21 protein-coding genes are annotated in these 24,629 nt (G+C 70.5%); 7 read left to right on the forward strand and 14 right to left on the reverse strand.

The features are described from left to right. Nucleotides 1-36 precede the first annotated feature (36 nt). Nucleotides 37-1,641 carry a methyltransferase gene (locus OHT77_RS30645; RefSeq protein ID WP_328831645.1) on the forward strand — a complete coding sequence of 535 codons (1,605 nt, stop codon included), beginning with the start codon at nucleotides 37-39 and terminating at the stop codon, nucleotides 1,639-1,641. 73 nt (nucleotides 1,642-1,714) lie between these two features. On the opposite strand, the gene OHT77_RS30650 is transcribed toward OHT77_RS30645, so the two are convergent. The 8 genes from OHT77_RS30650 to OHT77_RS30685 form a co-directional block, all read right to left on the reverse strand. Continuing rightward, nucleotides 1,715-3,421: a pyridoxal phosphate-dependent aminotransferase gene (locus OHT77_RS30650; RefSeq protein WP_328831646.1), complete on the reverse strand. Its 1,707-nt coding sequence runs from the start codon at nucleotides 3,419-3,421 to the stop codon at nucleotides 1,715-1,717. A gap of 160 nt (nucleotides 3,422-3,581) precedes the next feature. Then, nucleotides 3,582-4,736, reverse strand: a complete 1,155-nt coding sequence (locus tag OHT77_RS30655; protein ID WP_328831648.1) for an aldose epimerase family protein — start codon at nucleotides 4,734-4,736, stop codon at nucleotides 3,582-3,584. A 126-nt stretch (nucleotides 4,737-4,862) separates the two neighbouring features. Then, a complete protein-coding gene (mmsB, locus tag OHT77_RS30660) occupies nucleotides 4,863-6,107 on the reverse strand; it encodes a multiple monosaccharide ABC transporter permease (protein ID WP_328831650.1) in 1,245 nt (414 codons plus the stop codon). Then, the gene (gene mmsA, locus OHT77_RS30665) at nucleotides 6,104-7,654 is read right to left on the reverse strand and encodes a multiple monosaccharide ABC transporter ATP-binding protein (RefSeq protein ID WP_328831651.1); all 1,551 of its coding nucleotides are present in this window, start codon (nucleotides 7,652-7,654) and stop codon (nucleotides 6,104-6,106) included. Before mmsA ends, mmsB begins: the two co-directional genes overlap by 4 nt. Before the next feature lie 49 nt (nucleotides 7,655-7,703). Then, complete coding sequence (gene chvE / locus OHT77_RS30670; RefSeq protein WP_328831652.1) at nucleotides 7,704-8,816, reverse strand: multiple monosaccharide ABC transporter substrate-binding protein; 1,113 nt, start codon at nucleotides 8,814-8,816, stop codon at nucleotides 7,704-7,706. Nucleotides 8,817-9,043: 227 nt separating this feature from the next. Further along, the gene (locus OHT77_RS30675) at nucleotides 9,044-10,018 is read right to left on the reverse strand and encodes a hypothetical protein (RefSeq protein ID WP_328831653.1); all 975 of its coding nucleotides are present in this window, start codon (nucleotides 10,016-10,018) and stop codon (nucleotides 9,044-9,046) included. A gap of 121 nt (nucleotides 10,019-10,139) precedes the next feature. Continuing rightward, a complete protein-coding gene (locus OHT77_RS30680) occupies nucleotides 10,140-11,144 on the reverse strand; it encodes a zinc-dependent alcohol dehydrogenase (RefSeq protein WP_328831654.1) in 1,005 nt (334 codons plus the stop codon). Further along, complete coding sequence (locus OHT77_RS30685; protein WP_328831655.1) at nucleotides 11,141-12,298, reverse strand: mandelate racemase/muconate lactonizing enzyme family protein; 1,158 nt, start codon at nucleotides 12,296-12,298, stop codon at nucleotides 11,141-11,143. The genes OHT77_RS30680 and OHT77_RS30685 overlap by 4 nt, the downstream gene beginning before the upstream one ends. Before the next feature lie 255 nt (nucleotides 12,299-12,553). On the opposite strand from OHT77_RS30685, the gene OHT77_RS30690 reads away from it, so the two are divergent. Then, nucleotides 12,554-13,351 carry an SCO2400 family protein gene (locus OHT77_RS30690; RefSeq protein ID WP_328831656.1) on the forward strand — a complete coding sequence of 266 codons (798 nt, stop codon included), beginning with the start codon at nucleotides 12,554-12,556 and terminating at the stop codon, nucleotides 13,349-13,351. A gap of 43 nt (nucleotides 13,352-13,394) precedes the next feature. On the opposite strand, the gene OHT77_RS30695 is transcribed toward OHT77_RS30690, so the two are convergent. Next, entirely contained in the window at nucleotides 13,395-13,832 is a 438-nt protein-coding gene (locus tag OHT77_RS30695) for a MarR family winged helix-turn-helix transcriptional regulator (protein WP_328831658.1), read from the reverse strand. A 127-nt stretch (nucleotides 13,833-13,959) separates the two neighbouring features. Here OHT77_RS30695 and OHT77_RS30700 point away from each other — a divergent pair, with 127 nt between their 5' ends. Continuing rightward, the gene (locus OHT77_RS30700) at nucleotides 13,960-14,958 is read left to right on the forward strand and encodes an NADP-dependent oxidoreductase (RefSeq protein WP_328831659.1); all 999 of its coding nucleotides are present in this window, start codon (nucleotides 13,960-13,962) and stop codon (nucleotides 14,956-14,958) included. 60 nt (nucleotides 14,959-15,018) lie between these two features. On the opposite strand, the gene OHT77_RS30705 is transcribed toward OHT77_RS30700, so the two are convergent. Together OHT77_RS30705 and OHT77_RS30710 are read right to left on the reverse strand one after the other, a co-directional pair. Then, on the reverse strand, nucleotides 15,019-16,173 hold the full coding sequence (locus tag OHT77_RS30705; RefSeq protein ID WP_328831660.1) for a serine hydrolase domain-containing protein: 1,155 nt from the start codon (nucleotides 16,171-16,173) through the stop codon (nucleotides 15,019-15,021). Next, the gene (locus tag OHT77_RS30710; protein ID WP_328831661.1) at nucleotides 16,170-18,869 is read right to left on the reverse strand and encodes a M14 family zinc carboxypeptidase; all 2,700 of its coding nucleotides are present in this window, start codon (nucleotides 18,867-18,869) and stop codon (nucleotides 16,170-16,172) included. Before OHT77_RS30710 ends, OHT77_RS30705 begins: the two co-directional genes overlap by 4 nt. A gap of 261 nt (nucleotides 18,870-19,130) precedes the next feature. On the opposite strand from OHT77_RS30710, the gene OHT77_RS30715 reads away from it, so the two are divergent. Next, nucleotides 19,131-19,994, forward strand: a complete 864-nt coding sequence (locus OHT77_RS30715; protein ID WP_328831662.1) for a hypothetical protein — start codon at nucleotides 19,131-19,133, stop codon at nucleotides 19,992-19,994. A 102-nt stretch (nucleotides 19,995-20,096) separates the two neighbouring features. Next, nucleotides 20,097-20,903, forward strand: coding sequence for an EI24 domain-containing protein (locus OHT77_RS30720; RefSeq protein WP_328831663.1), 807 nt, complete (start codon nucleotides 20,097-20,099; stop codon nucleotides 20,901-20,903). Here OHT77_RS30720 and OHT77_RS30725 read toward each other — a convergent pair. Further along, the gene (locus tag OHT77_RS30725) at nucleotides 20,889-22,145 is read right to left on the reverse strand and encodes a pyroglutamyl peptidase (protein ID WP_328831664.1); all 1,257 of its coding nucleotides are present in this window, start codon (nucleotides 22,143-22,145) and stop codon (nucleotides 20,889-20,891) included. The genes OHT77_RS30720 and OHT77_RS30725 overlap by 15 nt on opposite strands. A gap of 70 nt (nucleotides 22,146-22,215) precedes the next feature. After that, a complete protein-coding gene (locus tag OHT77_RS30730; RefSeq protein WP_328831665.1) occupies nucleotides 22,216-23,184 on the reverse strand; it encodes a LysR family transcriptional regulator in 969 nt (322 codons plus the stop codon). A gap of 49 nt (nucleotides 23,185-23,233) precedes the next feature. Here OHT77_RS30730 and OHT77_RS30735 point away from each other — a divergent pair, with 49 nt between their 5' ends. Both OHT77_RS30735 and OHT77_RS30740 read left to right on the forward strand, forming a co-directional pair. Continuing rightward, complete coding sequence (locus OHT77_RS30735; RefSeq protein WP_328831666.1) at nucleotides 23,234-23,623, forward strand: RidA family protein; 390 nt, start codon at nucleotides 23,234-23,236, stop codon at nucleotides 23,621-23,623. A 25-nt stretch (nucleotides 23,624-23,648) separates the two neighbouring features. After that, complete coding sequence (locus tag OHT77_RS30740) at nucleotides 23,649-23,987, forward strand: YrdB family protein (RefSeq protein WP_328831667.1); 339 nt, start codon at nucleotides 23,649-23,651, stop codon at nucleotides 23,985-23,987. A 29-nt stretch (nucleotides 23,988-24,016) separates the two neighbouring features. On the opposite strand, the gene OHT77_RS30745 is transcribed toward OHT77_RS30740, so the two are convergent. After that, nucleotides 24,017-24,601, reverse strand: coding sequence for a TetR/AcrR family transcriptional regulator (locus OHT77_RS30745; protein WP_328831668.1), 585 nt, complete (start codon nucleotides 24,599-24,601; stop codon nucleotides 24,017-24,019). Nucleotides 24,602-24,629: the final 28 nt, after the last annotated feature.

A 24,629-nucleotide genomic window follows, 5' to 3' on the forward strand; every position in this document is an offset into this window, starting at 1 on the left:
CCGTCTCCGTCCCCACGATTCACCGGGAACCCCTTCATGAACCTCCCCGTCGTACAGGCACGCCTCGCCGCAGCCGACGCAGCCCGCATCGAGCGCGCGGCGGCCTATGTCGAGACCCACGACACGGACCAGGTCTTGGCCGAACTCCTCCCGGCCCTCACACCGGCCGAACGGGCGGACGTGGCACGGCACTTGGTCTTCGACCACACCGCCGTCCTGGTCTTCCCCGACTCCCTCGACGGCCTCTGCGAGGAACTCCGCCGCCTCGGCTTCGCACCGGGCCCGGTCACCCCGAGCGTCGTGGTCCGCGACCGGCTGACCCGCCGCTACGGCCCGGAACTCGCCGACATCCCGGTGGGCATCGTGCACGTGGCGGTCGGCACCCGCAGCGTGGAGATCTTCGCGCTCCCGGTGCCCGCCGACTCGGCGCTGGAGGCCGTGGCCGCGGACGAACGGGAGGCGGAACACGAGTCCCACCACGCCTTCGCGGTCACCGCCCCCGGCCCGGTGGTTCCCGCAGGTCTACGGCTGCTGCTCCAGGAGCGGGGCGGCGCGGTCCCCGACGGCGGCGGCTACAACGGGCACGAGAACGTCACCGTCCTCTACCACCGCACCACCACCCACCGCCGCTTCGAACTCCGGCTCCCCGGGCGCCACTTGCCCCTCCCCGACCCGACGACGGCCCTGCTCACCGTCATGACCGGAGCCTGGGCCACTCAAGCGGTCGCCACCATGGCCGAGTTGAACATCGCGGACCACCTGGCCGAGCACCCCGGCATGTCGGCGGCGCGACTGGCGGAGCTCACCGCGACGCACCCGGACGCACTGCGCCGCCTCCTCCGCTACCTCACCACCCTGGGCCTCCTGACGGCCGCCGACGACACCTACCACCTCACGGCGGCGGGCCAACCCCTGCGCACGGCGACGGAGTTCAGCCTCCACCCGCTGGCTCGGCTCTACGCGGGCCCGTTCTACGACTCCTTCGCCGGCCTGACCCACTCCGTCCGCACCGGCGAGGAGGCCTTCGCCCACCGCAACGGGCAGCACCACTTCGCGTACTTCGCCGAACACCCCGAACTCGGCGACCTGTTCCACCGGTCGATGGCGGCCAGCGCCGAGATGTTCACGCCGGTACCGACACTGGTCGACTTCTCCGAGGTGCGGCGCGTGGTCGACGTGGGCGGCGGAAACGGCGCGCTGCTCGGCCGGTTGCTCCGCGCCCACCCCCACCTGGATGGCGTCCTCTACGAACGCCCCGGCGCCCTGGAGGCCGCCCGCACCCGGCTCACCGAACGCTGCTCCTTCGTCGCCGGGGACTTCACCCGCTCCGTACCGGAGGGCGGGGACGTCTACCTTCTGTCCCGGGTCCTCCACGACTGGGACGACGAACGCTGCCTGACGATCCTCCAGCACTGCGCGACTGCCATGCGCCCGGGCGCCCAACTCCTCGTGGTGGAACGCCTGTTGCCGACCCCCACGGCGGTCGCGTGGGACGTCCACATGCTGTGCAACGTCGGCGGCCGGGAACGCGACGAGGACCACTACCGCCGCCTCCTGGAAAAGGCGGGCTTCACGGTCCGGACAAGCCACGCCCTCCCGCTGGGGGCGTCGCTGATCGGCGCGGTGCGGGCGGCTCCCTGACCGGTTCGCGCAGGAAGGCGGAGAGCAGGGCCCCGTTCCGCCAACCTGTATCGCACATCTGCCAAGGGGTCGGCTAGCCCGCCTGTCCCATCCCCGCCGCGTTCGGCCAGCTCTGGGCGTTGGGCCAGCCGGTGGCTGGGGCGGGGGCCAGGTTCTGCATGCCGTTGGGGCTGGTGGCGCCGCGTACCTGGGCGGCCGTGAGGCCGTTGCGGGCGGGGACGCCGGTGGGGGTGGGGCCCTGCGGGGGCATGGGGGCGGGAGCCGGGGCCGGGACGCCGTAGGGCTGCTGGGGTGGGGGCATCTGCTGGGGGGCCTGTTGGGGGAGCTGCATCGGCATGCCGACGCCGTTCGACTGGTGGTCGGCCATGCCCGTCATCGGCATCTGCTGGACCTGCGCCGCGGACACCATCGGCTGGAACTGCGGCTGGGGCTGCGGCTGTTGGGGCGGAGGCACCTGCATGGGCACCGGCTGCGGCTGCGGCTGCAGCTGTGCCGCCGCCGGTACGGGCATCGGCGTGGGGGCGCCCGACGTCCCCGTACCGAGGGCCTGGGCCGCGAGGTTCTGCAGGCCCGCGCCGTTCGTCGCGCCGACCAGGCGATCCACGGCCGCCGTACCCGAGCTGTAGTTGGTCCCTGTACTCAACTCGGGTACGGCGGCTCCCCTCCTGGTCCCGTAGAGCACCTGTTCCAAGCCGGACACCAGGCGACGCACGTCCGTCTGGGGGCGCACCACGAGCCGCAGGAAGCGGCTGGACGAACCGATCTTGTTGCCGCACTCGCGGACGAGGATGCGGTGCTCGGTGAGCATCCGGTCCCGGACCACGGTTCCCTCGGCGCCGACGGGGAGGCGTACGAAGAGGAAGTTGCCCTGCGACGGATACACCGTCAGGCCGGGCAGCGCGGAGAGATGGCTCGCCATGTCGAGCCGGTCGCGGCGCACCTGCTGGAGGCTCTGCGCGTACTCCGCGCCGTGCTCCTTGAGGATGAACACCACATGTTCCGCGAAGGCGTTGAGGTTCCACTTGGGGAGCATGCTGCGGATCCGGCCGGCCAGCGCGGGGTTCGCGACGAGGTAGCCGAACCGTATGCCGTGCAGGCCGAAGTTCTTGCCGAGGCTGCGCAGGACGACCACGTTGGGGCGGATCATCGCCTCTTGTACGACGCTGGGCTCCACCTCCGCGTCGGCGAACTCCAGGAACGACTCGTCGATGACGATGAGGTCCAGGTCGGCCATGGAGTCCATGAACTGGACCAGCGCCTGCTTGTGGATGAAGCCGCCGTCGGGGTTGTTCGGGTTGCAGATGACGGCGACCTTGGTGTTGCGCTTGCGGATGAACTCCGCGTACTGCGTCAGGTCGAGGGCGAAGCCGTTGGACTCCTGCAGCGGGAACATGTCGACCCGCTTGCCGGTCTCCATGGGCTGGTCGGTCCAGCGGCCGAAGGTGGGGACGGGGATGGCGAGGGACTCCCGGACCATCAAGTGGTCGATCCAGGTGATCAGTTCGGTGGAACCGTTGCCCATCGCCACGCACTGCGGCGGGAGTTGGAGAAGGTTGCAGAGCTCGGCCGTGATCGTGTCGGCGCTGCTCGGGTAGTACGTGATGATCTCGCGCAGCCTGGCCGCCATCTCGTCGAACATGGCGGGAGTGGGGAAGTACGGATTGCACGGGATACAGAAGTCCACCGGCCCGGTGCCGTCGCTCTCACGTGCCAACGCCGCCATCGACGGGCTGTGTGCCGCCGTGCTGCGGAACAGCGAGGTGACGTTGGAGTCGGCCAATGGAACCTCCGTATGAAGGCGGGCCCGGCGGGGACGACCGGGCCCGTCGTCTTGGGTGGCCCGCGCGGGGGAGCACGGGCCACCCATGAATACGGAGACGCGAGTGGCGCTGTTCAACGGATGTGAAAATGGTGTGTGTTCGGGAACCCCGGATCCGAACTCAGTTGCCGAACGAGTGAATCGTCGTCGTGCGGTACGTCTGACCCGGCCGCAGCACCGTCGTCGGCCAGGACGGCTCGTTCGGGGAGTCCGGGAAGTGCTGCGTCTCCAGGGCCAGTCCGTCACCCTGCCGGTAGGTCCGCCCCGACGTGCCGATCAGCGTGCCGTCGAGGAAGTTGCCCGAGTAGAACTGCAGCCCCGGCTGGTCGGTGGAGATCTTCAGGGTCCGGCCGGAGGCGGGATCGCGCAGGGTCGCGATGTGCTCGGGCTTCGCCGTGACGCCCTTGTCCAGCACCCAGTTGTGGTCGAAGCCCTTCGCCGTCACCTGCTGCGGATGCCCCGCGCGGATGTCCCGGCCGATCGGCTTCGCCTTGCGGAAGTCGAAGGGCGTGCCCGCGATCGGCGCCAGCTCACCGGTGGGGATCAGCCCCGCGTCGGTGGGTGTGAACCGGCTCGCGGCGATGGAGAGTTCGTGGTCGTAGATGCCGCCGCTGCCCTCGCCCGCGAGGTTGAAGTACGTGTGGTTGGTGAGGTTGACGACCGTCGGCTTGTCGGTGGTGGCCTCGTAGTCGATACGCCAGTCACCGTGCCGGGTGAGGGTGAACGTCACCTTCGTCCTGAGGGTGCCGGGGTAGCCCATCTCCCCGTCCACGCTGGTGTAGTGGAGGTAGAGGCCTACGTCGGAGCCCTTGGTGAAGGGCTCGATGTCCCAGACCTTCGTGTTGAAGCCCTTGGCACCGCCGTGCAGGCTGTTCACGCCGTCGTTGACGGAGAGCTGGTACGCCTTGCCGTCGAGGGTGAACTGCCCCTTGGCGATGCGGTTTCCGTACCGGCCGATGGTCGCGCCGAAGAACGTGGTGCCGGCGACGTACGCCGCGAGGTTGTCGTAGCCGAGCGACACGTTGGCGTACTTGCCGTGCCGGTCGGGGAGTTCGAGCGACTGGATGATGCCGCCGTAGGAGAGGACCTTCAGCCGGGTACCGCCGTTGGCCAGCGACCAGCGGTACACCTTCGTCCCGTCGGCGAGTGTCCCGAAGAGCTCCTTCACGGGCCGTCCGCCTCCCGAGGCAGCCTCCGCCGTACCCGTGCCGAGCGCGCTCGCGGCGAGACCTGCCGCCGCGGCGCCTGCGATGACCGTGCGTCTGTTCAGTTCCATGGAGCGGCTCCCTAGTGCGTTGATAGGGGGCTCGACCGGGACCCCGCGCCCGAGGGGGCGCGGGGCACCGCGCGACCGGCCACGACGGATCCGCGGCCAAGTCCCGCTCTCCCGGCGGAGCTTCCGTTACGAACCGGACTTGCGCTTGTTCCACACATCGAAGCCGACCGCGGCCAGCAGGGCGAGCCCCTTGATGACCTGTTGCCAGTCGGTGCCGACGCTGAGGAGGTTCATGCCGTTGTTCAGCACGCCGAGGACGAGCCCACCGATGATCGCGCCGAGGACGGTACCCACACCGCCGCTCATGGACGCGCCACCGATGAACGACGAGGCGATGGCCTCGAGTTCGAAGCCGTCACCGGCCTTCGGCGAGGCCGCGTTGAGGCGGGAGGTGACCACAAGACCCGCCAGGGCCGCGAGCACGCCCATGTTCAGGAACACCTGGAAGGTGACGCGCTTGTCCTTGACGCCGGACAGCTTCGCGGCCGGCAGGTTGCCGCCGATCGCGTAGATGTGGCGGCCGAAGACCGCGTTGCGCATCACATAGCCGTAACCGGCCACCAGGACACCGAGGATGATCAGCACGATCGGCGCGCCGTCGTAGCTGGCCAGCAGCAGCGTGAGCCAGAGGATCGCGGCGATGATCGCGGCGAGCTTGAGCAGGAACAGCTTGGTGGGCGGCACGTCGAGCGAGAACTCCTGCTGCCTACGGCGGTCCCGCACCTCCTGCCACACCACCGCGGCGATCATCACGAGCCCCAACAGCAGCGTGATGTTGTGGTAGTTGGTGTTCGGTCCCACGGCGGGCAGGAAGCCGTTGCCTATCTTCTGCAGGCCGTTGGGGAACGGGCCGAGCGTCTGACCCTGGAGGAGGATCTCCGTGAGGCCGCGGAAGAGCAGCATCCCGGCGAGGGTGACGATGAAGGACGGTATCCCCGCGTAGGCGATCAACAGCCCCTGTACGGAGCCCGCCACGGCGCCCATCAGCAGGCACAGCACCACCGCGACCGGCCACGGCACGTGGTGGTTGACCATCAGGACCGCGGCGAAGGCGCCCACGAACGCCGTCAGCGAGCCCACCGACAGGTCGATGTGCCCGGCGATGATGACCAGCATCATGCCGATCGCCAGGATCAGGATGTAGCTGTTCTGCAGCACCAGGTTGGAGACGTTGCGCGGCAGCAGCAGGTCCCCGCCGGTCCAGACCTCGAAGAGGATCACGATCAGACCGAGGGCGATCAGCATGCCGTACTGGCGCATGTTGCGCCGCAGGCCGTCCAGCATCAGCTGCAACAGGCCGCCGCCCCCCTCCGATCCGCTCTTGCCCGGTGGCGCGGGGGCCGGGCTCTTGGCGGTCACGTCCGTGCTCATCGCGTTACCTCTTTGTCCTTCGTCATCTGGCGCATCAGCACTTCCTGCGTGGCCTCGGCCCGGGGCACCTCACCGGTCAGGCGGCCCGCCGCCATCGTGTAGATGCGGTCGCACATGCCGAGCAGCTCCGGCAGTTCGGAGGAGATGAAGACCACTGCCTTGCCCTCGGCGGCGAGTTGGTCGATGACCGTGTAGATCTCGTACTTGGCGCCCACGTCGATGCCCCGGGTGGGCTCGTCCAGGATCAGCACCTCGGGACCCGCGAAGATCCACTTGCTGAGGACGACCTTCTGCTGGTTGCCGCCGGACAGCTTGCCCACCGGCTCGAAGACGGTCGGTGCCTTGATGTTCATGGACTTCCGGAACCGCTCGGCGACCTGGCGTTCCTCGTGCTCGTCGACCACACCCCGCTTGGAGACCTTGCTGAGAGCGGTCAGCGAGATGTTCCGGTTGATCGTGTCGATGAGGTTGAGGCCGTAGTGCTTGCGGTCCTCGGTGACATAGGCGATGCCCTGGCCGACCGCGTCCGCCACCGACCTGGTGCGGATCTCCTGGCCGTCCTTGAGGACCGTGCCGCCGGCGTAACGGCCGTAGGAGCGGCCGAAGACGCTCATCGCGAGTTCGGTGCGGCCGGCGCCCATCAGTCCGGCGATGCCGACGATCTCGCCCCTGCGCACATTTATTGACACATCGTCAACCACCTTGCGCTGCTGGTCGATCGGGTGGAACACCGTCCAGCCGCGGATCTCCAGAGCGGGTGCCGCCTCGGGCTCGCCCGCGTACGGGGTGCGCTCGGGGAAGCGGTGGTCGAGGTCGCGGCCGACCATGCCGGAGATGATCCGCTCCTCGGTCGTCTCCGGCGCCTTGACGTCGAGCGTCTCGATGGAGCGCCCGTCGCGCAGGATCGTCACCGAGTCGGCGACCCTGCGGATCTCGTTGAGCTTGTGGGAAATGATGATCGAGGTGATGCCCTGCTTCTTCAACTCCAGGATGAGATCCAGGAGTTTGCCGCTGTCCTCGTCGTTCAGCGCCGCCGTCGGCTCATCCAGGATGAGCAGTTTCACCTTCTTCGACAGCGCCTTCGCGATCTCCACGAGCTGCTGCTTGCCCACGCCGATGTCGGCGACGCGGGTCTCCGGGTGGTCGCTGAGGCCCACCCGGCGCAGCAGTTCGGTGCCGTGCCGCAGGGTCTCGTTCCAGTTGATGAGCCCGCGCGAGGCGTGCTCGTTGCCGAGGAATATGTTCTCCGCGATCGACAGGAACGGCACCAGCGCCAGTTCCTGGTGGATGATCACGATGCCGCGCTGCTCGCTCGCCCGGATGTCGCGGAAGGCGCACTCCTCACCCTCGAAGAGGATGTCGCCTTCGTAACTGCCGTGCGGATGGACGCCGGAGAGCACCTTCATCAAGGTGGACTTCCCGGCGCCGTTCTCGCCGCAGATGGCGTGGACCTCGCCCTGACGCACCGTCAAAGTGACGTCCGAGAGCGCTTTGACACCGGGAAAGGTCTTGACGATCGAGCGCATTTCCAGGACGGGTCCCGCCATGGTCGTGCCTACCAATCAGTGGTGTGGGGTCGGGTGACGGGAGCCGGAACTACTTGAGTTGGGCGTCCGTGTAGTACCCGCCCTTGACCAGCACGTCCTCGTAGTTGGACTTGTCGACGCTCACCGGCTGCAGCAGGTAGGCGGGGACGACCTTGGTGCCGTTGTCGTAGGTCTTGGTGTCGTTGGTCTGCGGCGTCTTGCCGTTGAGCACGTCGTCGAGCATCGTGTCCGCGACCTTGGCGAGCTGACGGGTGTCCTTGTACACCGTCTGCGTCTGGTCACCGGCGATGATCGACTTCACCGAGGCCAGCTCGGCGTCCTGGCCGGTGATCACCGGCAGCGGCTTGCTGGACGAGCCGTAGCCGTCGGACTTCAGCGCGGACAGGATGCCGATGGAGATGCCGTCGTAGGGCGACAGCACGGCGTCGACCCGGCCGGTCTTGTACGAGCCGGTGAGGATGTCCTCCATGCGGTTCTGCGCGGTGGTGCCGTCCCAGCGCAGGGTGGTGACCTTGTTGAGCGCGGTCTGTCCGGACTTGACGACCAGTTCCTTCTTGTCGATGTACGGCTGCAGGACCTTCATCGCGCCGTCGAAGAAGTACTTGGTGTTGTTGTCGTCGTTCGAGCCGGCGAACAGCTCGATGTTGAACGGGCCCTTCTTGCCGCTGGTCAGCCCCAACTTCTCGGCGATGTACGTGCCTTGGAGGGTGCCGACCTTCTCGTTGTCGAACGACGCGTAGTAGTCGACGTTCTTGGTGCCGAGGATGAGGCGGTCGTAGGCGATGACCGGGATCTTCGCGCTGGCGGCTTCCTGCAGCACGTTGTTGAGGGACTTGTTGTCGATCGCGGCGATGATCAGGCCCTTGACGCCCTGGGTGATCATGTTCTCGATCTGCGAGACCTGGGTGTCCGGGTCGTCCTCGCCGTAGACCAGCTTGGTCTTGTAGCCCTTGGCCTTCAGGTCCTTGACCATGTTGTTGCCGTCGGAGATCCAGCGCGCGGAGGACTTCGTCGGCATCGCGATGCCGATCGTGCCGCCCTTCGCGCTGGTGGACTTCTCCTTGCTGCCGCCGGAACCGCTCTGGCCGCAGGCGGACAGGGTCAGGGCGAGGGTGGCTGCGCCGGCTATCAGGGGGAGGGCTCGACTTCTGCGGATGTGCATGGAACTGGCCTCATTCTTCTCGTCGTTGAGAGGGGCAGCGGGTGTGGAGGGTGGTTCAGGATGCGGGGTTGTTGTGCGGGTGCGGGGTGGTGCGGGTTGTGTTGTTCGGTGCGGGGCGGTGGGGGCTGGTCGCGCAGTTCCCCGCGCCCCCAAGAAACCCGGGCCGGTGGTTCAGGGGCGCGGGGAACTGCGCGACCAGCCACAGGCGGGCCCGCAGACCCTGTTCGTCAGTCGGTGGCACTCTCTGTGGGGAAGCGGTTGAGAGGGCCGGGGAGCCTGGTACCCAGGGGGGCCATGCCGGTGTCCGCGCCGTGGCGGGCGAGGAGGTCGAGGGCGAGGCGGCCGCGGCGGACGCGTTCGCGGGCCGTGTCGAGGGTGACGTCGCGGAGGTGGTTGCCCCACGGATAGATGCCGGGAGCCTTGGAGAGGCCGAACTTCAGGTACAACGGGGCGCCCCGGCGGATCAGTTCGGCGACCTCGTACATCCGGATGTAGCCACCGAGGTCGTCCGGCGCCTCGATGTACATGTCCATCGGCGCCGCCGACACCCGCCGGATCTCGGTGAGGTGATCGAGCGTCAGGTCGCTGGGGACGTTCAGGGAGTCCGCGCCGAGACGTTCGTAGACCGCGTACGCCGCCGGGTTGACCGGACCGATCAGCGCCGAGACCTTGAGCGTCGTGTCGGTGGGGATGATCCCCGCCGCCCGCGCCCGGTGCAGCGTCCACAGCACGCCCTCGTCCGCGACGAGCAGGCACTTGACGCCCAGCTCCGTGGCCCGCACGGCGTCTTCGACACATCCGGCGACCGCGTCATGGCCCCGCGCACGCAGACCGCCGCCGCGCGAGTCGGAGCGGACCGAGGCGCCGATGTCCCACGTCCCGCGCGGCCCGGTGAACAGGCAGAGCTCGATGTCGCGTTCGGCCGTCGCCTCGACCATCTCGGTGATCTCGGCGTCGGTCAGCATCCACACGCCACTGCCCTGGCTGATCCGGTGGATCGGCACGTCCAGGCGCGAGGACTCCTTGAGGACGACCGCCAGCGCCTCGGGACCCTCGCACGAGGGGATCTCGGTGCGCCAGCGACCACCGCCCGGGAAGGTGTGCGGCGAGGCGTCGGCGGGGTCGAGTGCGGGCGCGCCCAGGCCGAGCGCGGAGAGCGCCTGCTCCCCGGGCCTGCGGGCTGCCGTGGCGATGTCGGTCACTTGCTGTCCTTCGCGTTCGGTATTTCGGACGAGGTTCGCGGCTCGAGGTACGAAAAGACTCTGGTGGTACGCCGGCACGGGGTGGTCAGGTCACCCCGTGCCGACGTACCACTGGGGTGTCCTACGGCCGCAGCAGCACCTTGCCGACCTTGGGATCGCCGGACCCCACCAGCTCGATGGCCTGCGGGAACTCGGCGAGCGGCAGCTCATGGGTGACCAGGGGGAGCGGATCGAGCAGCCCCGCGCCGAAGACCCGGACCGTGTGCGCCCAGGCGTCCGGCGGCGCCCCGAAGACGGTGTGCACCTCCAGCTGCCGTACGACGAGATCGGTCGGGTCGAGACCCTCGGCGCCCGGCGCGGGGATGCCGGTGAGGACCAGGCGTCCGCCCCGCCGGAGCAGGGAGGCGGCGGTACGGGCCGCGTCCGCGGAGCCGGCGGTCTCGATCACCACGTCGAAGTCGTCCGGCAGGGGCTCGTTCTTCGTACGGAAGCCGGTGGCGCCGAACTGCTCCGAGAGGGCCGCCCGGTCCGGGCGTGAACCCACCACGAGCAGCTCGGCCGGCGAGCCCGCCTTCAGGAACTGCACCGCGAACATCCCGAGCGTGCCGGTGCCGACCACCGCGACCCGTTCACCGGGACGGGCGTTGGCCTTCAGCGCGGCGGCCGCGATGCACGCGGCGGGTTCCAGCAGCGCCGCCGCCGTCAAGTCGGCCTCGTCCGGGAGGACATGGAGGAGGCGCGCGGGGAGCGTGAGGGTGGCGGCCATCGCGCCCGGCTGGGTGAAGCCGGTCTCCTCGTAGCCCGCCGTGCACAACGTTGTCTCGCCCGCGTGACAGCGGTCGCAGACCTGGCAGTTGCGGAAGCCCTCGCCAACCACCTTGCGGCCCACCAGAGTTGCGGGCACCCCGGCGCCGACGGCCTCCACCGTGCCGGACCACTCGTGGCCCGGGGTGAGCGGGTAACGGACGTAGCCCTCGGGCCTGTTGCCCTGGTACACCTCGCGGTCGCTGCCGCAGATGCCGACCGCGTGGACGCGCACCAGCGCCTCGCCCGCCTCCGGCCGCCGCGGCTCGTGCGAGGCGAGACGGTGCTCGCCCGGCGCCTCGACGACGACCGCGGTGCTCACTTCGTGCCCTTCGGCTTGCGCTGCTCCCAGCCGTCCGCCCAGAGGTCGAACCGCGCCTGCTGCTGCGGGAATTCGGCCGCCGCGTCGGTGTCCAGCTCGACGCCGAGACCGGGCGCGTCCGAGAGGTGGAAGTAGCCGTCGATCACCTGCGGGGCGCCCTTGACGACCTTCTTGATCTCGGCGTCCGCGAAGTCGTTGAAGTGCTCCAGGATCTTGAAGTTCGGGGAGGAGAAGCCGACTTGGAGCGAGGCGGCGGTCAGCACCGGGCCGCCGACGTTGTGCGGGGCGACGAGGACGTAGTGCGCCTCGGCGGTCGCGGCCAGCTTGCGGGTCTCCCAGATGCCGCCGATGTGGCCGACGTCGGGCTGGATGATGTCGACGGCCTGGCTCTCGAACAGTTCGCGGAACTCGATCCGGTCGTGGATGCGTTCACCGGTGGCGACCGGGATGTCGACCTTGGCGGCGACCTTCTCCAGCGCCTTCAGGTTCTCCGGCGGGACCGGCTCCTCCAGCCACGCGGGCTTGAACGGCGCGAGTTCGTGCGCGAGCCGTACCGCGGTCGACGGCGAGAACCGGCCGTGCATCTCCAGCATCAGCTCGGCGTCCGGGCCGATCGCGTCCCGCACGGCCTCGATGAGGGAGACCGCGTACAGGGTCTGCTCGTGGTCGAGTTCGAAGTGCCCGGTGCCGAACGGGTCGATCTTCAGGGCCTTGTAGCCGCGCTCGACGACCCCCTGGGCGGCCTTGTGATAGGCCTCCGGGGTCCGCTCGGTGGTGTACCAGCCGTTGGCGTACGCCTTCACCTTGTCGGTGACCTTGCCGCCGAGCAGCTGCCACACCGGCACGCCGAGGGCCTTGCCCTTGATGTCCCAGCAGGCCATCTCGATCACGGCGATGCCGGACATGACGATCTCACCCGCGCGCCCGTAGTCGCCGTACTTCATCCGGCGTACGAGGTCTTCCACTGCGAACGGGTCCGAACCGAGAATGTGGTTTGCCTGGGCCTCGCGCAGGTAACCGATCAGCGCGTCGGTGTGGCCCAGCATCCGGGTCTCTCCGACGCCGGTGACGCCCTCGTCGGTGTGCACCTGGACGTACGTCAGATTGCGCCATGGCGTCCCGACCACGTGCGTGCTGATTCCCGTGATGCGCACGGCAGTTGCCCCCTGTGCTCTTCAGTGCTGTTCGAAATTTCGGCTCACGTTCGAAATGCTGGGCAGACAGTAAGGACGGCGAGGCGGGGGTGTCAATGGGTCGAACGCGTAACGGTTTCGGCAAGAGAGACGATCGACGTACCGTCTGGAGGCGTCGGTTCGTGTCGATTCTTGTCGTTTCCCGCCACGTCCCCACACAACTTTCACAGGCGTGACTATGAACGGTAGCTGTGCGGAACCTAGTCTTCCCGCGTCATGGACTACTGCCACCCCTGCGGCCGGCACCTGAACGGCGCCCTCGCGTGCCCGGGGTGCGGCGCGCCGGCCGTACCGCCGGCCGACTCAACTCAGGCCCACACACCCGTAGTTGACGCGCGCCCTGACACGGGTGACGCGTCGCACGAGGGCGCGCCCGACGCCGGGCGCGAGGAGGGCGAAGCGGACGGCGAGCCCCAGGGGCGGGCCGCGCGGCGGAAGAACCGAGGCCGCGTCCGCGTCGAGAGCACCCTCGCCGCGACCGAGCCCGACGACGACGGCGACCCCGAGGACGCGGACGCGCCGGGCGCGAGCCGCCGCGACCGCAAGGCCGCGGCACACCGCAGGCGCCGCCGCCGGGTCCTGCTCATAACGGCCGGTTTCGTACTGGCGGCGGCCGGCCTGAGCCTGGCGGAACTCGGCACGGACGCGCCCTTCTCGCTCCCGGGATCCGCCGCACCGGGCGCCTCCGCCGAGGGCGGCGCGGACAAGGAGGCCAGCCCGACGGCCGAGCCCCTGGACGCGACGAAGACCGTGGGGACCAGCGCGGGCACGGCGTCCCCGGACGCCTCGGCATCCCCCTCCGCGTCCCCGTCGAAGTCCCCGAAGGCCACGAAGGACCCCAAGGCGACGGCCACCCCGACGGCAGACACCGGCGACGACACCACGTCCCCCGCGTCCACGTCGTCGACGACCCCGCCGGCCACCACCCCGACCTCGGAACCGACCTCGTCGGACCCGAGCCCGACGCCGTCCGCGTCGGAGACGTGCAAGCAGATCCTGTGGTGGTGTTCCTGAGCCACGCGGCTCAGATCGACGGCATCCGCCGCGGCGCCGGCGCTCAGTCCTCCAGCATCCGCCGCAGCAACCCCCGCAACGCCAGCCGCTCCTCGTCCGACAGCCCGGCCAGGGGCTCGCGGGCGAAGCGCAGGGATTCGCGCAGGCTGCGGGCCACCTGGCGTCCCTCCTCCGTGGCCGCCGCCAGCTTCACGCGGCGGTCGGCCGGGTCCGGGCGGCGTTCGACCAGGCCGCGGGTCTCCAGGCGGTCCACGATGCCCGTGACGTTCGACGGCTCGCACTTCAGCCTGCGGGCCAGTTTGCGCATGGGCAGGGGCTCCAGGGAGAGCAGGCTGAGCAGCCTGGCCTGGGCTCCGGTGAGCCTGTGGTCGCCGGCCGCTTCCTCGTAGTCCTGGTAGAACCGCGCCACGACATCGCCGATCAGCTCGACGACCTCCATGGTCACGGGGTCGGAGCGGCGCGTCTTTTCGGGTGTGGCCATGGACTCAAGCGTACCCCGTTACTTGACATCATGAAATATTCAGAGGCATGGTTGTTTCAGGTACTGAAGTATTTGGTGGTATGCGAGACACCCCGCACGGCCCCCTGCACAACGAAAGGCGCTTGTGATGATCAACCGCGAATGGCACCTGCTCAGCCGCCCGGTCGGCTGGCCGAAGCCCGAGGACTTCGCCCTGGTGGAGACCGAGACCCGGGCCCCGGCCGAGGGCCAGGTGCTGGTGCGGAACAAGTACCTGTCGGTCGACCCGTACATGCGCGGCCGCATGAGCGCCGCGAAGTCCTACGTCGCCCCCTTCGAGCTGGGCAAGGTCATGCAGGGCGGCGCGGTCGGCGAGATCGTCGAGTCGAACGCCGAGGGCTTCGCGGTCGGCGACCACGTGCTGCACTTCGGCGGCTGGCGCGAGTACGCGACCATCGACGCCAAGGGCGCCGTCAAGGTCGACCCCGACCTCGCCCCGCTCTCCACCTACCTCGGCGTCCTCGGCATGACCGGCCTCACCGCCTACGCGGGCCTGCTGCGCACCGCGTCCTTCAAGGAGGGCGACTCGGTCTTCGTCTCCGGCGCCGCCGGTGCCGTCGGCAGCCAGGTCGGCCAGATCGCCAAGCTCAAGGGCGCCTCCCGCGTCATCGGCTCCGCCGGTTCCGACGAGAAGGTCAAGCTCCTCGTCGAGGAGTACGGCTTCGACGCGGCCTTCAACTACAAGAACGGCCCGGTCAGCCGGCAGCTCCGCGAGGCCGCCCCGGACGGTGTCGACGTCTACTTCGACAACGTCGGCGGCGACCACCTCGAAGCCGCGATCGGCTCCCTGAACGAGCGCGGCCGCATCGCGATCTGCGGCATGATCTCGGTCTACAACAGCACCGAGCCCGTACCCGGCCCGAAGAACCTCGGCCGCCTCATCCAGACCCGCGGCCGCATCGAGGGCTTCCTCGTCGGCGACCACTACGACCTGCAGCCGCAGTTCGTCCAGGAGGTCGGCGCGTGGGTGGCCTCCGGTGAGTTGAAGTACCGCGAGACGGTCGTCGAGGGCATCGAGAACAACCTGGAGGCGTTCCTCGGCCAGCTGCGCGGGGACAACACCGGGAAGATGATCGTCAAGCTCTGACGCGAGACGCTTCCACGACGAGGCCGCACCCCTTGATGCGGGGTGCGGCCTTCGTCGACGTCACTGCGCCAGCGCCGCGCCGTGCACCGCCCGCACCAGTCCCACGTTCTCCGGCGCCGCCCCGCCCGGGAACGCGAACCGGCGCCGGGTGTAGCCGTAGGCCAGCCCGCTGCGCGGGTCCGCGAAGGCCTGGGAGCCCGCCGCGCCGCTGTGGCCGATCGTGCCCGCGCCGAGGAACGGGTACCAGGCGTCCGCCGTCGCCTGGAACCCCAGGCCGAACGACCGGTGCGTGCCGGTCACCACGTCGTACCCGACGGAGTGCAGCTGCCCGAACTCGGCCACCGTGTCCGGCTTCAACAGCGCGGCCCTGTCGTCGACTTCACTGGTCGCCGCCGCGTACAGCCCGGCGAGTCCACGCGCCGACGCCACCCCGCCGACCGACGCGGGGCCCTTGGCCCGGATCAACCGCTCGTTCGGCAGGGACATGAGGTCGGTCGGCTGCGCCGCGTGCTCGTTGAACGCGATCGAGCCGAGACTGTGCGGCCCCGACGGCTCCGCGGCCCGCGCGGCCTCCTGCTCCGGGGACAGCAACAGGGGCTGGACGGTACGGAATCGGGGCTCGTGCGCCATCGGCAGCCCGAGGAAGAAATCCAGCCCGTACGGCGCGCGGACTCGCTCCTCGTGCACCTCCTGGAGCGAACGGCCCGTGGCCCGCCGGACGATCTCGCCGGTCAACGCGCCGATCACCAGGGCGTGATAGCCGAAGGCCGTGCCCGGGCGCCAGAACGGCCGCTGGTCGGCGAGGCGTTCGGCCACCGCCCGGTCGTCGGCCAGCTCGTCGAGCGTGAACCCGGTGTCGGTCCCGACCAGCCCCGCCCGGTGCGCGAGCAGCTCGCGCAGCGTCAGCGCGCCCTTGCCCTCGGACGCGAACTCCGGCCAGTAGTAGGTCACTTTGCGGTCCAGCTCCAGCGTGCCGTCCTGCACGAGCAGCGCCACGACCAGATGCGCGGCGCCCTTCGTGGACGAGAACACGCCATAGAGCGAGTCGCCGTCGGCACCAGGCGGCCCCGCCCACAGGTCGACGACCCGCCGACCGTGTACGTATGCACACAACTGGCCCTCGTAGTCGTCGCGTTCCGTCGCCACGAACGCGGCGAACTCCGTCCGCACCGACTCGAAGCCGTCGGCCACGGTGCCGTGGATCTCCTGGGTCATCCGCTCTCCTCCACTGATCCGCTGCTCGCGTGAGCCGTCGCTCGGGTGCCGTCGCTCGTCTGTGCCATGGTGAACAACGCCCGCCCGACCTGCGGGAGTTCCCCCTTGGGATGATCCCGGAAGAGGGGCTCCGTGCCGAACAGGACGGCGTGTCGCCCACTGACGACCGAGGGGCGCCCCGCCGCGTCCGCCGGACCGCCCGAGCCGTCGGCCCGCGTCCGCCAGTGCCCGGCGAGAAGAGGATTCCCGGTCGCGTACGACTGCTCCACGCGCACTCCGGCACCGAGTCCGGTGAACCACACCGGCGCGTAGACGAAGCCGTAGCGCGGGGCGCCGTTCGTGAGGGGGCCGGAATCGGCCACCCGTACAACGCCGTTGGCCTCCTCGGTGCCCTCGACGGGTGTCGCCGTCAGCAGCCCGGTCGCCGAGGCGAAGGCGGCGCCGGTGACGCCCCGGCCGACGAGTCCGTGCCCGGCCGAGAGGAAGGCGCCGAGGGCGGTGCGGGCGCCGGGGGTCAGGCCGTCGTACGCCAACTCCGTGGAGACGAACAGGACATCGGCCTTCGACCAGTCGAACCCGGCGTTCAGGATGTCCGTCGTCACCGGTGTGACGTCGAAGCCCATCTCCCGCAGGGCGAACAGCTCGCCCGGGGTGACGGCGGCGGCGACGCGGGTGGCGCGCAGCGGCGCGGTGCCGGTGCGGGATGTGGCCTCGAACGCCACGTCGTAGGCCTTGGCGGCCTCGGTCACCTTCGCCCGGGACGCCTCCGCCTCCGGCGCCGTCTTCGGCTCCGGCACGATCGCGCTGCCGTCCGCCGCCCGGCGCACCGGAATCCCCTGCCGGAGAAGGGAGTTGAGGGCCGCGAACTCCGCCGGGTCGGTGAGGCGCAGGCGGAGGTCGCCGTGCGGGGCGACGTACGCGACCGGGGAGGGCGCGGTGACGGCGGTGAGGGGGGTGCCGGGGAGGGCGGTCACCGGCTCGACCGTGGCGCCCCACAGGCGGCCCAGGCTCCACGCCGAGATGTCGTACATCGCCGACACCTTGCCGCTGATGTCCCGGCCGTCGGCCAACAGGGCGTTCGCCAGGCCCCGTTTGGGCTGGTGCATGTCGACGACGTATGCGCCGGTCGCCGCGCGTAGCACGCGGACGTCGTTGGCGAGGAGGTGCGCGACGAGGCGGGCGCCCGCGGTGTCGGCGGCAATGGTGTAGGCGCGGGGGAATGCGGTCGTGTACACGTCCTCGGGGCCGATGCCCGGGACCCCCGGCACGGTCCGGGCCGACACCGGCACCTGCTCGGCGCCCGCGGCTCCCCGCCGGAACAGCTCGATCTGGTCGGCGATGAGTGAACTGCGGTGGGAGCGGGCGAAGTCGAGGGTCGCGCGCAGGGCCGCGCCCGCGACGGCCACGTTGATCGCGGCGCGGCGGCGCAGCTCGGTGGCGGGGAGGGTGTCGTAGGCCTCGTTGTTCACCTGGAGCGGGATCTCGACCGTGTGGGCGGCGACCGCGCCCTGGAAGGCGGCGTACTGCGGGGTGAAGACCGGGGGCCAGTCGTCCCAGCCCTCCGTCTGGTCCCGGAACGGGATCCGGGCGGGCGAGACCCCGTCCTTGGCCGGGGTGTGGCCGAGGGCGTTGACGGCGCTCTCCATGCCGAGGGCGTTGGCGTAGGTGTTCTTGAGGAAGAGGTCGTACTCGTAGTTCTCGCCGTGCGGGGGAGTGGTCGGCTCGATGAGGGTGCCGTTGACGTACCCGTGCAGGTCGAGCAGGACGGCGGGCTGTTTGTCGATCGTGAGCCGGCGGATCGTACGGGTCTCGGGCTGGGACGCGGTGATCAAGTCCCGGTTCAGATCGAAGCCGTTGGCGTTGGCGCGGGTGTTCGCGATGCGGCCGTCGGGGTTCGCGGTGATGTCGAAGTAGAGGCGGCTGTGCGCCAACAGGTCCTTGGTCCGGGCGTCGTTGGCGGTGGCGAGCTGCTGGATGAGGTCGAGGGAGGCGTCGGTGCCCTCGCGTTCGTCGCCGTGGATGTTGTCGTCGACGAGGACCGGGATCTTGTAACTCGTCCTGATCTCGGTGGACTTGGCGGCGGTGACGGGCGCGTTCTCGATGAGGTCGCGCATCCGTTCCTGGGCGGTGGCCTGGTCGGCGGTCTCCGGGGCGGTGACCGTGACGAGGTAGAGCCGGTGCCCGCCGGCCGAGACGCCCGCGACCTCGACACTCACCCGGTCACCCAGCTGCTGGAGGGAGTTCAGCCGCGGGGCGAGGCCGTCGTACGGGGTCAGCCCGAGCTTGCGGGAGGCGTCGGCGGGGTTCGCCGGGTCGGCGGAGAGGAGGTGGCGGCGCGGGTAGCCGAGGCGGGGGTCGGTGCGCGGGACGGTGGCGGTGAGGGCGCGCTGGGCGACGGCGGCCGGGGCGAGACCGACGTGACGGTCGGGTCCTGAACCTTCACGGACGACGGGGCCGGAGCCCTCGCGGACGACGGGGCCGGAGCCCTCGCGGACGACGGTGCCGGAGCCCTCGCGGCCGGCGGGATCGGAGCCTGCACGCGTGACGGGATCGGGTGCGGGACCCCGGCGGGGGACGGGCCGGGGCGTGGCGTCGGCCGGGCGGGGCTGGAGCAGGAGCGAGCCGGCGGCGGTGGTCAGGGCGACGGCGGTGATCAGAACGGGTCTCGGGGGGACGGCTCGGGCAATGGTGCGCACGCGTACCTCCTCTTTGGTTCCAGAGATCGGTACGGCGGGCCGCACCTGTTCGACTCAACGGTGAACAGGAAGTTGTCGGTGTCGTCGATGCCCCGGATGGCGCATTCGCGGGGCCGGGGAGCGGGCATGCTGAGCACAGGTCACCGGTTCCGGGCAGCGGGTGCGGCGGGCGACACGCATACGGCGGGTGCCGTGGGTGGTGCGCGGCCGGGTCCTTCCATGTGTCCGGCTGCGCACGTCCGCGTACGGCGAGGAGTTCCCATGGCAACGCTTCCTTCGCTCCCCAGCAGGGACGACATGCTGCGCATGGCGCGCAGCACCACCGACATCACCGGCCAACTCCTCGACACGGCCGGGAACATCACCAGGATCGCGATCAACACCCTTGATCCACGCGACGGTTCCGGCGCGGAGGCGATCAGGGTGCTGCGCGAGACCACCGCGGGGCTGGCCGAGGCGAGCGCGTCGCCGCAGGCCCAGGAGGCGTTCTACCGCGTCGTCGACACCCTGACCCGGCTCGGCACGAGCGGCGCCCCGCTGGCCGTGCACCCGGTGAGCGCACCGGCGCAGGCGCTGCTGACCGTGCTCGGGGACAGCCTGCTGCCCGTGCTGGACGCGGTGGAACCGGCGGTCGAGGAGTTCGCGGCGGCGCTCGGCGACCTGGTCGAGGCGGCCTCGCCGCTGCTCCCCGCGGCGGCGGGCGTGGCCGCGGGCCTGCTGCTGGCCCTGACCCCGCTCATCAGGGCGGCGGCCGACGTACTGGCCGACTCCTCACCCGAACTCCGGCGCGTCGCCGAGGCGTTGACGGCGGCACTGGCCCCGCTGCTCCCGTTCCAGGTCGCCCTGGCACAGCGGGCGGCGACCGCGGGCGTGAACGTGGTCCGGGCCGCGCTGCCCCCGCTCGCCGACCTCACCGAGGCGGCAGCGGCCACCACGAAGGTCGCGGGCCCGGTTCTCGTCGCGGGCGAGGAACTTGTCGTCTCCGCCCTGGAACACCTCCAGCCGGCCCTCCTCGCGGCGACCTCCCGCGCGGGCCGGGTGGCACGGGCGACGGCGGTCCGCGTGACGGCGGCGGTGGCGCCGACGGCGGAGGGGGCCGTCGTGGTGGGGGTGAGCACGGCGTAGGGCCGGGACAAGGAGGCCTGGAACTCGATGGAAACCGGTACGAATGACCGAAGTTGACCCGGGCCGATGCGGGGTGCGGTACGGCTGAGTAAAGTTCGCCCCATGCATGATCTTGGAGCGGGGTTCGGCTATCTCCTGAAGGGCCAGCGCTGGGTCGCGCGGCACGGGAGGCAGTACGGTTTCGGGCTGGTCCCCGGTCTGATCACGCTCGTCCTGTATGTGGCGGCACTGGTCGCGCTGGCGCTCTGGGGCGACGACTTCGTCACCTGGACCACGCCGTTCGCGGACGACTGGTCGAGCCCGTGGCAGGGCCTGTTCCGCGGTTTCCTCACCGCGGTCCTGTTCGTACTCGCCCTGCTGCTCTCGGTGTTGACCTTCACGGCGGTCACGCTGCTGATAGGCCAGCCCTTCTACGAGACGATCTCCGAGAAGGTCGACGAGGACATCTCGCCCGACGGCACCGCCCCGGAGTCGGGCCTCCCGCTCTGGCGCGAACTGTGGATCTCCGCCCGCGACAGCCTCCGCATCCTGGTCCGCGCGCTCCTGTGGGGCGTCCTCCTCTTCGCCCTGGGCTTCGTCCCCTTCATCGGCCAGACGGTCATCCCGGTGATCGGCTTCTTCGTCACCGGCTTCTTCCTCACCGAGGAACTGACGGCGGTCGCCCTCCAGCGCCGGGGCGTCGACCTCCGCGCCCGCCTCACCCTCCTCCGCTCCCGCAAGACCCTCATCTGGGGCTTCGGCACCCCCCTCGGCCTCTCCTTCCTGGTCCCGTTCGTCGCGGTGTTCCTGATGCCGGGCGCGGTGGCCGGGGCGACGATGATGGCGCGGGAGCTGTTGGGGGAGGAGACCGAGGAGGGCGACAGGGAAGCGGGCGGCCCGGAGACCGGGCCCGCGTCAGTCGGCCTGTGACGCGTCCATCGCCACCGTCACCATCGCCCTGACCTGCGCGATGATGTCCACCCGGTTCCGCACGAACTCCGGATCGGTGATCGTCCCCGTCGCCGGGTCCGTGTTCCCCGCCCCGAACTGCAGGACCGGCGTGTGGATATGACCGCCCGGCAACGAGTCGTGCAGCCCGAGCCGGTCCCGTAGCAGCGTCGCCCGGTAGGCGATCTCGTTGGAGAGGTAGTTCCCACCGCCCCCGGCACGCGCCGTGGACCCCTCGGTGGGCCCGTCGGGCCGTACGACGGGATCGGTGCCGCCGGCCGGTATCTCGGTCACCTCGGTGTGGTCGTACACCGGGAACCGCCCGGTGTCGGCGGCCACGATCGCCTTGTACGGCAAGGTGGTTGACGTCCACTGCGGCTGCGAGGCCGGATCGGCGACCGGCACGGTCTCGGTCCTCGACACGTTGTCGTTGTCCGGATACCCGCCCCGCCAGGCCCCGTTGGTCCGCTCGACGTCGAACCGGCCGACCCGCCCCTGGCTCACGGTGGTGAACAGATCCACCTTCGGCAGATACGGCCGCAGCGCCCGCTCCACGCTCCCGTCCGCGAAGTCGGCCCACCGCACGGGGAACAGGGCCGTCTCGATCCGCGCGGGCCCGTCCGCGGTCCGGATCACCGTGCCGTCGAGCGCCAGCGCGGTCGCCCCGGACGGATTGGAGATCCGGATGTCCGCGTCGAGGGTGAACGGGTCGAACCCGGTCACGAGTATCCGCTTGACCCCCTTCTCGTGCGGATAGCGGATGCTGCTCTGCCCGCGCGAGGTCACCTCCAACTCGGACAGCAGAGAGGCCCGTTGCCGCTCACTGATCCCGAACCCGGGCTCCCACCCCCGCACTTCGCGGGTCATCCCCAACCGGGCCCAGTACAACGGCCGGTCGTCGTCCCGGCTCAGATCCCCGCCGGCCGGTCCGCGCCCCTGCGCCCGCGCCACGGCCCGCTGCCACAGCGCGGTCCCCTCGCGTACGACGATCCGCCGGGCCTGCGCGTAGCTGTGCGCGCCTTCCAGTGCCCGGCCGAACTCCGGTGCCACGGTGTCGAATCCGGAGTGCTCGAGGATCTCCTGGGGGACCTCCTTGTCGAGCCGCTGCTCCTCGACGGTGGGGGACAGGGCGGTGTCGGCCGCCGCCGCCCCGGTACCGGGCGCGGAGAAACCGGCCAACAGGGCAAGTCCGAGGATGCTGGTCCGAACGCGTATGACGTTCAAGGTCGTTGATGCCTTCCGTCGCAGTGGGGTGCGGTGCGGGTCGGCGGCAGTATCGCCTGACGGGTGTGGTCTACGCCACGGGTGGGACCGACGATCCGTACCGCCCGGCCTCCTCCGCCAGCACCCCGAGGAACGCCTCCGTCGCCGCCGACAGCGCCCGCCCCCGCACCGTCGCCGCGTACACCGCCCGCGCCGGAGCGCCCTCGTCAAGGACCGGCAGCAGTGCGAGGTCCGGGCGGACGGCGTCGGCCGCGAGGGACGGCACCAGGGTGACGCCGAGGCCGGCGGCGACGTAGCCCTCCTTCGCGGTCCACTCGGCGACGACATGCGCGATGCGCGGCCGGAACCCCTGCCGCAGGGCCGCGTCGAGGAGGGTGCCCTCGGGGCGGGGGCTGCCCGATATCCAGTCGGCGTCGGCGAGTTGGGAGAGGCGGACGGGGCCCTGGCCCGCCAGGGGGTGGTCGGCCGGTACGGCGACGTAGAGCGACTCGTCGAGGAGGTGGTGGAGTTCGTAGGTGTCGAGCGGTGCCCGTCCCGTCGTGGAGACGATCGCCAGGTCCAGGTGTCCGGACGTCAGCCGGTCCAGGAGGCGCGGGGTGAGGCCCTCCTCGCGGGAGAGCCGTACCCCCGGATGCCGGGTCCGGAAGGTCGCCAGGGCGCGCGGCACCAGCGCCGAGTCCGCCGTCGCGAACGCCCCGAACCGGACCCGCCCACCGGCCACTTCACGCAACGCCATCAGCTCACGGACCGCCCCGTGCAGGGACTCGGCCACCGCCTCGGCGTACGGTACGAGCACCCGCCCCGCCTCCGTGAGCCGCACCCCCCTCGGCAGCCGGTCGAACAACGGCGCCCCGCCGAGGGCCAGTTCCAGCGAGGAGATCTGCCGGGACACCGCCGACTGGGTCCAGCCGAGCGCCCGCGCGGTCACCGTGAACGAGCCGGTCCCGGCGACCGCGAGGAACACCCGCAGCCAGACGGTGGAGAGGTCGGGGAGGGAGCCGTTCGCCGAACTGCCATGCTGGTTGGGCATGTCACCCATGCTAGACATTCGCTTGTCGCACCGCGGGGCCGGACCTAGCGTCGGCGCCATGCAGATCACCCTGGACGACCCGGCTTCCGCGCCCCGGCCCCTGAGCCCCTACTACTCCCAGGTCGCCCGTGTCGAACACGCCGACGGGAGCGCCCTGTTGTTCCTCTCGGGCCAGATCGCGGAGGGTGCCACCCTCGCCGAGCAGAGCCGCGGCGTCTTCGAGACCATCGACGCCCTCCTCGGGGCCCACGGCGCGACGCTCGCCGACATCATCAACATCCGCACCTACCTGACCGACATCAACGCCCTCGCCGAATACGGCGCCGTACGAAGGGAGTTCCTCACCGGGACCCCGCCCACCAGCATGACCTTCGAGGTGTCGCGGCTGTTCCGGGCGGAGGCGCTCATCGAGGTGGAAGTCGTGGCCGCCGTCCCCGGGACGGAGTGATCGCCTCCGGGTGATACTGCCGCCCATGAAGACAGCGAAGACAGCGAACCTCGGCGTCCTCTTCGCCATCGAGCTGGGCGCCCTGGTCGCCGTCGGGTACTGGGGGTTCACGCGGGACGTCGCCACGCCGTCGGCCTGGCTGCTCGGGATCGGCGGCCCGGTCGTGCTGGCCGTGGTGTGGGGGCTGTGCGGCTCGCCGAAGGCCAGGTACAAGGTGCGGGGGGCCGGGCGGGTCGCGTTCGAGGTGGTGTGGTTCGGGGCCGGGGTGGCCGCCCTCGTCCTCGCCGGGGCCTACGACTGGGCCCTCGTCCTCGCCCTCGTGTGCGTGGTGAGCAAGACGCTCGCCGTGGTCTGGCATCAATAGCCAAGCTGATGCGGTGAGTTGACCGGCCGTCAGCTCTCGCCCAGCAGGGCCAGGAAGTCCCTGAACGCACCCGGCATGTCCACCGACTCCGGGTCCAGCAGCCACTGGTACTGCAGGCCGTCCATCACCGCCACCAGCAGCGGGGCCGCCCGCTCGGGCGTGAGGCCGTTCGGCAGGTGGTCGCCGTACTCGGCGCGCAGGACGCCCGCCATGCTCCCCCGCACGCGGGTGTAGCGCTCGGTGAAGTAGTCCCGGGCCGGATGGCCCTCCGTGACGCTCTCGCCGAGGAGGGCGGAGAAGGTCTGGATGATCCCGGGGCGCATCGCGTTGTACTCGACCAGCGAGGCCAGGAGGTCGACGCGCCAGCGGCTGTCCGGCACCGCGTCCCACTGGTCGCGCTCCTCCAGGACGGCCACGAGCAGCGCGTCCTTCGTCGGGAAGTAGTGCAGCAGGCCCTGCTGGGTCAGGCCGACGCGCTCCGCCACCGCCGCCAGGCTCGTGCCCCGGTAGCCGCGCTCGGCGATCACCTCCAGCGCCGCCCGGACGATCTCGGCGCGCCGCTCCTCGCGCCGGGTCCTGGAGTTCGTGGCGTTCATGGCGTCACCGTACGACACCCGGCGACCGTTCACATAACAGCAAGGT

This window comes from Streptomyces sp. NBC_00252 (genome assembly GCF_036187565.1).
In the GTDB taxonomy this organism is placed as follows: domain Bacteria; phylum Actinomycetota; class Actinomycetes; order Streptomycetales; family Streptomycetaceae; genus Streptomyces.

Bases quoted from the DNA above. Each gene is read 5' to 3' on its own strand.
- OHT77_RS30645 (WP_328831645.1), top strand. From the start codon at position 37: ATGAACCTCCCCGTCGTACAGGCACGCCTCGCCGCAGCCGACGCAGCC.
- OHT77_RS30655 (WP_328831648.1), bottom strand. From the start codon at position 4,736: ATGGAACTGAACAGACGCACGGTCATCGCAGGCGCCGCGGCGGCAGGT.
- mmsB (WP_328831650.1), bottom strand. From the start codon at position 6,107: ATGAGCACGGACGTGACCGCCAAGAGCCCGGCCCCCGCGCCACCGGGC.
- mmsA (WP_328831651.1), bottom strand. From the start codon at position 7,654: ATGGCGGGACCCGTCCTGGAAATGCGCTCGATCGTCAAGACCTTTCCC.
- chvE (WP_328831652.1), bottom strand. From the start codon at position 8,816: ATGCACATCCGCAGAAGTCGAGCCCTCCCCCTGATAGCCGGCGCAGCC.
- OHT77_RS30690 (WP_328831656.1), top strand. From the start codon at position 12,554: ATGGACTACTGCCACCCCTGCGGCCGGCACCTGAACGGCGCCCTCGCG.
- OHT77_RS30695 (WP_328831658.1), bottom strand. From the start codon at position 13,832: ATGGCCACACCCGAAAAGACGCGCCGCTCCGACCCCGTGACCATGGAG.
- OHT77_RS30700 (WP_328831659.1), top strand. From the start codon at position 13,960: ATGATCAACCGCGAATGGCACCTGCTCAGCCGCCCGGTCGGCTGGCCG.
- OHT77_RS30705 (WP_328831660.1), bottom strand. From the start codon at position 16,173: ATGACCCAGGAGATCCACGGCACCGTGGCCGACGGCTTCGAGTCGGTG.
- OHT77_RS30715 (WP_328831662.1), top strand. From the start codon at position 19,131: ATGGCAACGCTTCCTTCGCTCCCCAGCAGGGACGACATGCTGCGCATG.
- OHT77_RS30720 (WP_328831663.1), top strand. From the start codon at position 20,097: ATGCATGATCTTGGAGCGGGGTTCGGCTATCTCCTGAAGGGCCAGCGC.
- OHT77_RS30730 (WP_328831665.1), bottom strand. From the start codon at position 23,184: ATGGGTGACATGCCCAACCAGCATGGCAGTTCGGCGAACGGCTCCCTC.
- OHT77_RS30735 (WP_328831666.1), top strand. From the start codon at position 23,234: ATGCAGATCACCCTGGACGACCCGGCTTCCGCGCCCCGGCCCCTGAGC.
- OHT77_RS30740 (WP_328831667.1), top strand. From the start codon at position 23,649: ATGAAGACAGCGAAGACAGCGAACCTCGGCGTCCTCTTCGCCATCGAG.